Raw genomic sequence first — 6,915 nt, forward strand, 5'->3', positions numbered from 1 at the left:
TCAGAGCCTCTCAGGTGTGCCGATGCCGAGGAGGTCCATGCCCTGCCGGAGGGTCTGGCCGGTGAGCTGGCAGAGCAGGAGGCGGGTCTCCGTGACCTCGCGGCTGGGGGCTTTGAGGACGGGGCAGTGCTCGTAGAAGGTGGTGTACGCCGCCGCGAGGCTGTGCAGGTAGGCGCAGAGGCGGTGGGGTTCGAACGTCTCGGTTACGAGGTCGATGGTGGCGCCGAACTCGTCGAGGAGGAGGCCGAGGGCGCGCTCGGCCGGCTCCAGGGCCAGGTCGCGGTAGGCCGTCGGGGTGGTGCCTTCGGGGGCCTTGCGCAGGATGGACTGGATGCGGGCATAGGCGTACTGGAGGTAGGCACCGGTGTCGCCGTTGAGGGAGACCATGCGGTCGGTGTCGAAGACGTAGTCGCGGGTGCGGGAGGTGGAGAGGTCGGCATATTTGACCGCGCCGATGCCGACCTGGCGTGCCCGGTCCTCGAGTTCCCCGGCCGCGAGTTGGGGGCTCTTTTCGGCGACGACGGCACGGGCCCGGTCGACGGCTTCGTCGAGGAGGTCCATCAGGCGGACCGTCTCGCCGGAGCGGGTCTTGAAGGGCTTCCCGTCCTTGCCGAGGACGGTGCCGAACGGCAGGTGCAGGGCTCGGACGTTCTCGGGGAGCCAGCCGGCGCGCCGGGCGGTCTCGAACACCATCTGGAAGTGGAGGGCCTGGCGGCTGTCGACGACGTAGAGGAGCTGGTCGGCGCCGAGCATTCCGACGCGGTCGCGGATGGCGGCGAGGTCGGTGGTGGCGTAGCCGTAGCCGCCGTCGCTCTTCTGGACGATGAGCGGGGTCGGCTCGCCGTCGGGGCCCTTGATGTCGTCGAAGAAGACGCACAGCGCGCCGTCGGAGCGCACCGCTACCCCGGAGGCCTCGAGGTCGGCGCACACGTCGGCGAGCATGTGGTTGTAGTAGCTCTCGCCGATGGCGTCGGTGTCTTCGAGGAGGACGCCGAGGTTCGCGTAGACGGCTTCGAAGTACAGCTTCGACTCGTCGACCATCCGCTGCCAGGATGCGACGGTCTGAGCGTCGCCGGCCTGGAGGTCGACCACACGCCGGCGGGAACGGTCGGCGAAGTCGGCATCACTGTCGAACAGGGCACGCGAGGCCTTGTAGAGGCGGTTCAGGCGGGACATCGAGGGGCCGGACTCTGCCGGATCGGTGCTTTCGTCCAGCTTGTCCGGGTGTTCGACGAGGTACTGGATGAGCATGCCGAACTGGGTTCCCCAGTCGCCGAGGTGGTTGCGCTTGATGACCTTCTCGCCGGAGAACTCCAGCGTCCGCACCAGGGCGTCGCCGATGATGGTCGAGCGCAGGTGGCCGACGTGCATCTCCTTGGCGATGTTCGGCTGGCTGTAGTCGATCACCGTGACCCCGGGCTCGGCGCTGCTGCCGACTCCGAGCCGGGTGTCCGCGGCGCGGGCGGCCAGCCGGTCGAGGATCGCGGTGTCCGTGACGGTGACGTTGATGAATCCCGGGCCCGAGACCTCCAGGCTCGCGATCACCTCGTCCGCAGCCAGGTTCTCCAGGACACGCGCGGCGACCTCGCGCGGGTTGGCCCGCAGGGGCTTGGCGAGGCTCATGATGCCGTTGGCCTGGAAGTCGGCGCGGTCACTTCGTCGCAGCTGGGGGTCGCTGTCCGCGGTGTCGGGGAACGCGGTGGAGAGCGCCTGCGTGAAGCGCTGCCGCACCGTGTCGGCGATGGAGAGGACCGTAGCCATAGAAGGAGAGACCACTTCTGTGAGAAGGCGGAGCCGTGAACGAGCCGCGCGGAGTCGCACACCAGCGGCACCCCCAGGACGGTCGGTGCCGCCTTTCGAGTATCCCATGCCCTCTCGGCCGTCGGACTGATTAACCTCAGCCGCTGACCACCTCTACCACAAGGCAAGATCGCCCAACAGGGGCTGAGCCCACCACCCCTGAATGATCATCAGAAAATGATGGCGGCCATTCCGCTTATTGGCAGTGATGGCGGCTCGGCCAATTCGCTAAATCGATCGAACGCAACGTGACCGACCGGCTACGGTGGCAAGTCTGCGTGCGGCGCTCGGGAGGGGAGCGAGGTGAGGGGCTTGTCCGATGGTGCAGGTGATGCGCGGGAACTCGCCATGTCAGTGCAGTGTGCGTTCGAACAGCCAGACCGCGCAGCCGAGTTCGAGCACCCCGGATTCGTCGACGTCGCCGGGCTGGTGCGCCGTTTGCGCCACGAGGGGCGCGAGGTCGTCGCGAAGCTGCGCTCCACCGAGGCGGCAGTCGCGGAGCAGCGCCTGGCCGCTGGTGCCGCCCAGCGTCTTGACGGCCTGTCGGTTCCCGGTTTCGGCAACCTTCAGGTCTGCGTTCCCGAGATCGTCCAACTCCCGCACCAGCGAGCTGCGCTGGTGTCCCCCTACCTTGGCCGTCCCGTCTCGGCGCTGCCGGCCGCCGCCCTGAAGGTTTCCGGTGAGGCTGTCGTGGAACTCCTCACGGCCCTGCTGGCTCGCGGCGTCGAAGCGTCCGGGTGCATCCCGCGGAACATGTTCGGCCGCGACGGCCGGGTGATCCTCATCGACTGGGAGGACGCGCTCCTCGTACCGGCTGGCGCGGAACCTGACCTGCTGACCTTGATGAAGTGGGACATCGCCTGGTCGGACCTCTTCGGGCACGACTTGCGGCTCCGGGACCGCATCCCGGCCTCCATGCCTTCTGGCGAACCGGAGTTGGACGGCTTTGAGACCATCCTGGCCAACTGGTTACCCGCGGGCACCTCGCGGCGAGAGGTACGCCGACAAGGTATCGAGGTGACGCTCGTCAGCGAGCTCCCAGTGGCCGAGGCTGTGCCGGCGAGCGCGGCCCACCTGGGCCACCTCGCCGAGGACGTCCTCCCGCCGCAGCTCGGCGTCCTGCACGCCGTGCTGACCGCGCGGCTGCGCGAGCACCACGGTGAGAGTGCCTACGCCGCGCTGCTGGGCCGGCTGCACCATCTGGTGAAGTACCCCCGGCCGACCGGGCCCGAGCTGGAGGAGCTGGGTCGCGGCTGGGTGATCGAACTGTTCTCGGCTGCCGAGGGTGATCGTCCGGCCGGCGTCGTACCGCTGCGGCAACTGGCCTCGAGGATTGCCGAGTTGGCCTCCACAGGCGGATGGCCCGCGGCCTGCGCACGGGCAGAGGTTGCCGAGGAGATCACCGGCCGTCTCGCTCGTGTCGTGCTGGCCGCCCTGGCGCGCGAGGATCTGGATCTGCTCCTGCGCGGCTCGTGCGCCCAGGGAGTCCTGGGCCTTGGCAGTGACGTCGACTTCGAGCTGAGCTCCGCCGAGTTCCCGGCCGGATACCAGCCTGCGGAGGACCTCGTGATCGAGGCACTCGGCTGCCTCGGGCTGGCCGCGGAAGGCTCCGCCGCGCGGCCGACCGAACGCGACCTCGTCAGCGCCGACGGCCACACGAGCCGCGACCTCCACGAGTGGTGCGAACTCCGCCGCCCCGGCGCCGCCCACCACGACCCGGGCTGGACCACCGCGTTCCTGCCAGCCCCCACCGCAGGTGCGCTCGGCCGGCCGAGCCAGTACGAGCAGCAGGGCCGCGAGCACACCGCCAAGTACCTCTGGTTCGAATCCCGGGCCGCACTGGCACGGCTCGTGTTCACCGACCCGGCGCTCTCCCCGCAGCCCGCGACGCTGGAGCAGCAGCTGTCCGTCCTGCCCCGGTTGATCGGCGACCGAGAGACTGCCGAACTACGCGATCTCCTGCACCGCACGTTCGCCCTGCGGGAGGCCAGCAGCCCAGCCCAGGCAGCTGACGAGGACGCGGAGCGCGAGTGCTTCCACCTCGCCCAACGGCTGGACCACCTGCGCCACCGGCTCGCTCTGCCAGGTCCCCAGCAGCCCTGATTTTCCGATCCGCACCGATCCGCGCCATCTCAACCTGAGAGGTCAACCGTGATCAGCGACGCCTTCACGCACTCCACCAGCGATACCCTGCACATCTCCTTCGCCGACGGCTATGTCTTCCACGTCCGCGGCGGCCAGATCACCGCCCCGCACCAGCCCTGCCCCTGCGGCGATCTGGAGCCGGTCCACCAGATCACCGAGTACCGCGAGGCCTACCCGCAGGCCCAGCTCTCCCTGACCGACTCCTGCAACATGGGCTGCACCTACTGCTCCTTCCGCGACCGGGTCCACGCCGACGCCAAGCCCGTCACGATCCCGCTGGAGACGGTGGTGCAGGGCCTCGCCACCCACCGAAGGCGGCTCGTCGAGGAGGAGGCGCGCTACAGCCGCGTCGACTTCGGCCTGGCCGGCGAGACCATGCTGGTGCGCCACATGCACGACGCGGTCCACACCATGGTCGAGGAAGGCCTCGCCGACTCGCCGGTCAGCGTCGTGTGGGCAGGGCCCATGGTCACCAACGCGACCCTGTCGATGACGCCGGAACTCGCCGACAAGCTCGGCCCGCCCCAGGACATCAGCCTGGACGGCCCGAAGGACGTCCACGACAAGGTCCGCTTCTACACCAACGGCCGCGGCGGCACGTACGACCACGTGCGTTCCGTCCTGGACCGGGTGCTGGCCCGCCACCCCGACATGGGCGTCTCCGCCGTCCTCACCGCCTACTGCACCGACTTCACCGCGATCTTCCGGCACCTTTTCGAGGACGTCGGCGCCCGCAACATCTACATGAAGCCGGTGAACGCCACCTACGACAAGGACTACGCCCTCAACCCGGCCACGCTTCCGGCCTTCCGCCAGGGTTACGCCGAGCTCGTGGACCACATCCTCGCCCAGCCGCCGCAGGGCATCCTCGCCCGGCTGCTCGCCCTGAACTCCGAGGACTTCTTCATGCGGTTCTTCTACCGAGTGAAGGACCGGGCGGCGCAAGTCTACCGGTGCGGAGCCGGCAAGAGCGGGACCTACCTGGATACCAACGGCAACCTCTACCCCTGCGCGCACTTCATCGGGAAGTCCGGCTGGCACATCGGGCACGCCTCCACCGGCGTCGAGGACAGCGAGCGGCGCAAGTACCTTGACCTCGTGGTCGACGAGCGCGACGTGTGCTCGTCCTGCCCGTCCCGGTACGTCTGCGGCGGGGGCTGCTACTACCAGGCGGTGTTGGCGAACGGGGACATCACCAAGCCCGACGAGGTCAAGTGCGACCTGATCCGGTTCATCACTGATCTGGCCGTGCGCCTGGTCGTCACGCTCCGGGAGGAGCACCCCGAGGTGCTGGACGCGCTGCCGTCCCCGTACGGGCTCACCGACGAGGCACTCGCTGCGGCACCCGAGGCGGACTACCTGCCGGCGGCCCGCCTGCACCCGGCTCCGACCGACGAGCGGTCGGTCATCGCGCTCGGCGGGCCCGGCCGGGTCCGCGGCGGACTCGTGAACCCGGCCGATCTCTCCGCCACGCTCACCGTGGGCGCTGAAGGGCTGGCAGTGGAGCTGGACCTGGGCGACACCCCGGATGCCGTGCGCGGCGTCCGAGTCCGGCTGCAGCCGCTGGGCCAGAGGGCCTTCACCTTGCATGACCTCGCCGCCCAACAGTGGCCGGGCGAGCGGCAGTTGCGGTGCGCCCGTGACGGCGCGCGGTGGCTCAGCGCTCCCGCCGACCGCTTCCGGCGGATTCCCCACCCCGACCCCGTCTGGGAGAACGCCGACGACGTCGAACTCTCCTGGGAGGAGGCGCAGGTGCGGCTCGTGCTGCCGCTGCCCGAGCAGAGCGACGGGCAGGCCGGTCTCGGGGTGAACGTGTTCGTGGACTTCGAGGACGGCGGCTGGAGTGCTCTCACCCTCCACGAGCCGTTCGCCGTGCTCGACCGCACCCACATCGGCAGGCTTCGCCTCTCCGGCCCGGAAGCCGAAGGACGCCCGGGTGCGGAGGGTGTGAACGGTCGGATGCCCGAGGGCCTCACGCCGATCGGCCGCTGGGCCGGTCTCCAGGGCAACACTTGCTGAGGGGGTGACTTGTGCGGATCCTTCTCACCACTCACCGGTTCGCCGACGACAACGCCGGCGGGACGGAGATCCTCGCCGACGACCTCGCCCGGGCCCTCAAAGCCCGCGGGCTGCACGTCAGTTGGCTCGCCGCAGGCGAACCTCCACTGTCGAACTTGCGGACCGCCGACGAGTACCTGAGCCTGCCGGTGGTCTTCGACGACGGCTACCCGGCCGGGTGGCGCGCCCAGGAGGCGGAGCAGGCTGGCCACGTCGAGCAGCTCCTCGCGGCGCGGCCCCCGGTGGACCTCGTCCACGTGCTGCACTTCAGCCGCACCGGCCTGGAGTTCCTCGACGTGCCGGCCCTGCGCGGGGTGCCGGTGGTCGCGACGCTGACCGACTACACCGCGGTGTGCCCCGACCACCAGCTCGTCGTCCGATCCACCGGCACGCAGTGCACCGCCACCGCGGCGTCCCGGGACTGCCTCGGCTGCCTCAACGCCCCGACGAACGCTCTCGGTGACGTGGCCGACTGGCGGGCACGGAACGTGGCCTGGCTGAACGGCCGGGCGCGGGCCGTGTGGACGCAAACGCCGCACCAGGCCACCGAGTTGGCGAAGGCAGGTGTCGACCAAGGCAAGGTCGTCCGCGACCGGGCCTGCTACGGGCTGCCCTCCGCCTGGGCGCCGCTCGCCACGGCAGGACCAGCCGGGCAGTACCTGCTGTTCCTGGGCAGGTGCTCCCCGGAGAAGGGACTGCACCTGCTCCTCGACGCCTTCCGCGCCGCCGACACCGAGCTCCCGCTGCTGATCGCGACCGTGCCGGACGACACTGCGTACGAGGAGCGGATGCGAGCCCTGGCCGCGGCTGACCCTCGGGTGCGCTGGCTCCCGCAGGCATCGCGTGCCGATGTCGGGCCGCTGCTGGCCGACGCCCGGGCACTGCTGGTGCCCTCGCAGTGGTGGGAGAACC

At 70.0% G+C, this 6,915-nt stretch carries 4 protein-coding genes; 3 read left to right on the forward strand and 1 reads right to left on the reverse strand.

Annotated elements, in window-relative coordinates; all coding sequences use genetic code 11:
* The gene (gene argS, locus ABD946_RS00090; protein ID WP_345278752.1) at positions 1-1,761 is read right to left on the reverse strand and encodes an arginine--tRNA ligase; all 1,761 of its coding nucleotides are present in this window, start codon (positions 1,759-1,761) and stop codon (positions 1-3) included.
* 351 nt (positions 1,762-2,112) lie between these two features.
* On the opposite strand from argS, the gene ABD946_RS00095 reads away from it, so the two are divergent.
* From ABD946_RS00095 to ABD946_RS00105, 3 genes are all read left to right on the forward strand, one after another.
* Positions 2,113-3,903 carry a hypothetical protein gene (locus ABD946_RS00095; protein ID WP_345278754.1) on the forward strand — a complete coding sequence of 597 codons (1,791 nt, stop codon included), beginning with the start codon at positions 2,113-2,115 and terminating at the stop codon, positions 3,901-3,903.
* Positions 3,904-3,951: 48 nt separating this feature from the next.
* On the forward strand, positions 3,952-5,964 hold the full coding sequence (locus ABD946_RS00100) for a radical SAM protein (protein WP_345278756.1): 2,013 nt from the start codon (positions 3,952-3,954) through the stop codon (positions 5,962-5,964).
* An 11-nt stretch (positions 5,965-5,975) separates the two neighbouring features.
* Positions 5,976-6,915, forward strand: a 940-nt coding sequence (locus ABD946_RS00105; RefSeq protein ID WP_345278758.1) for a glycosyltransferase, incomplete at its 3' end; no start/stop codon positions are given.

Origin of the sequence: Kitasatospora albolonga, from assembly GCF_039535905.1 — a bacterium.
Classification (GTDB): domain Bacteria; phylum Actinomycetota; class Actinomycetes; order Streptomycetales; family Streptomycetaceae; genus Kitasatospora; species Kitasatospora albolonga.

What these genes read in the sequence shown, in the direction of transcription:
- argS (WP_345278752.1), bottom strand. Translation starts at nt 1,761, where the DNA reads ATGGCTACGGTCCTCTCCATCGCCGACACGGTGCGGCAGCGCTTCACG.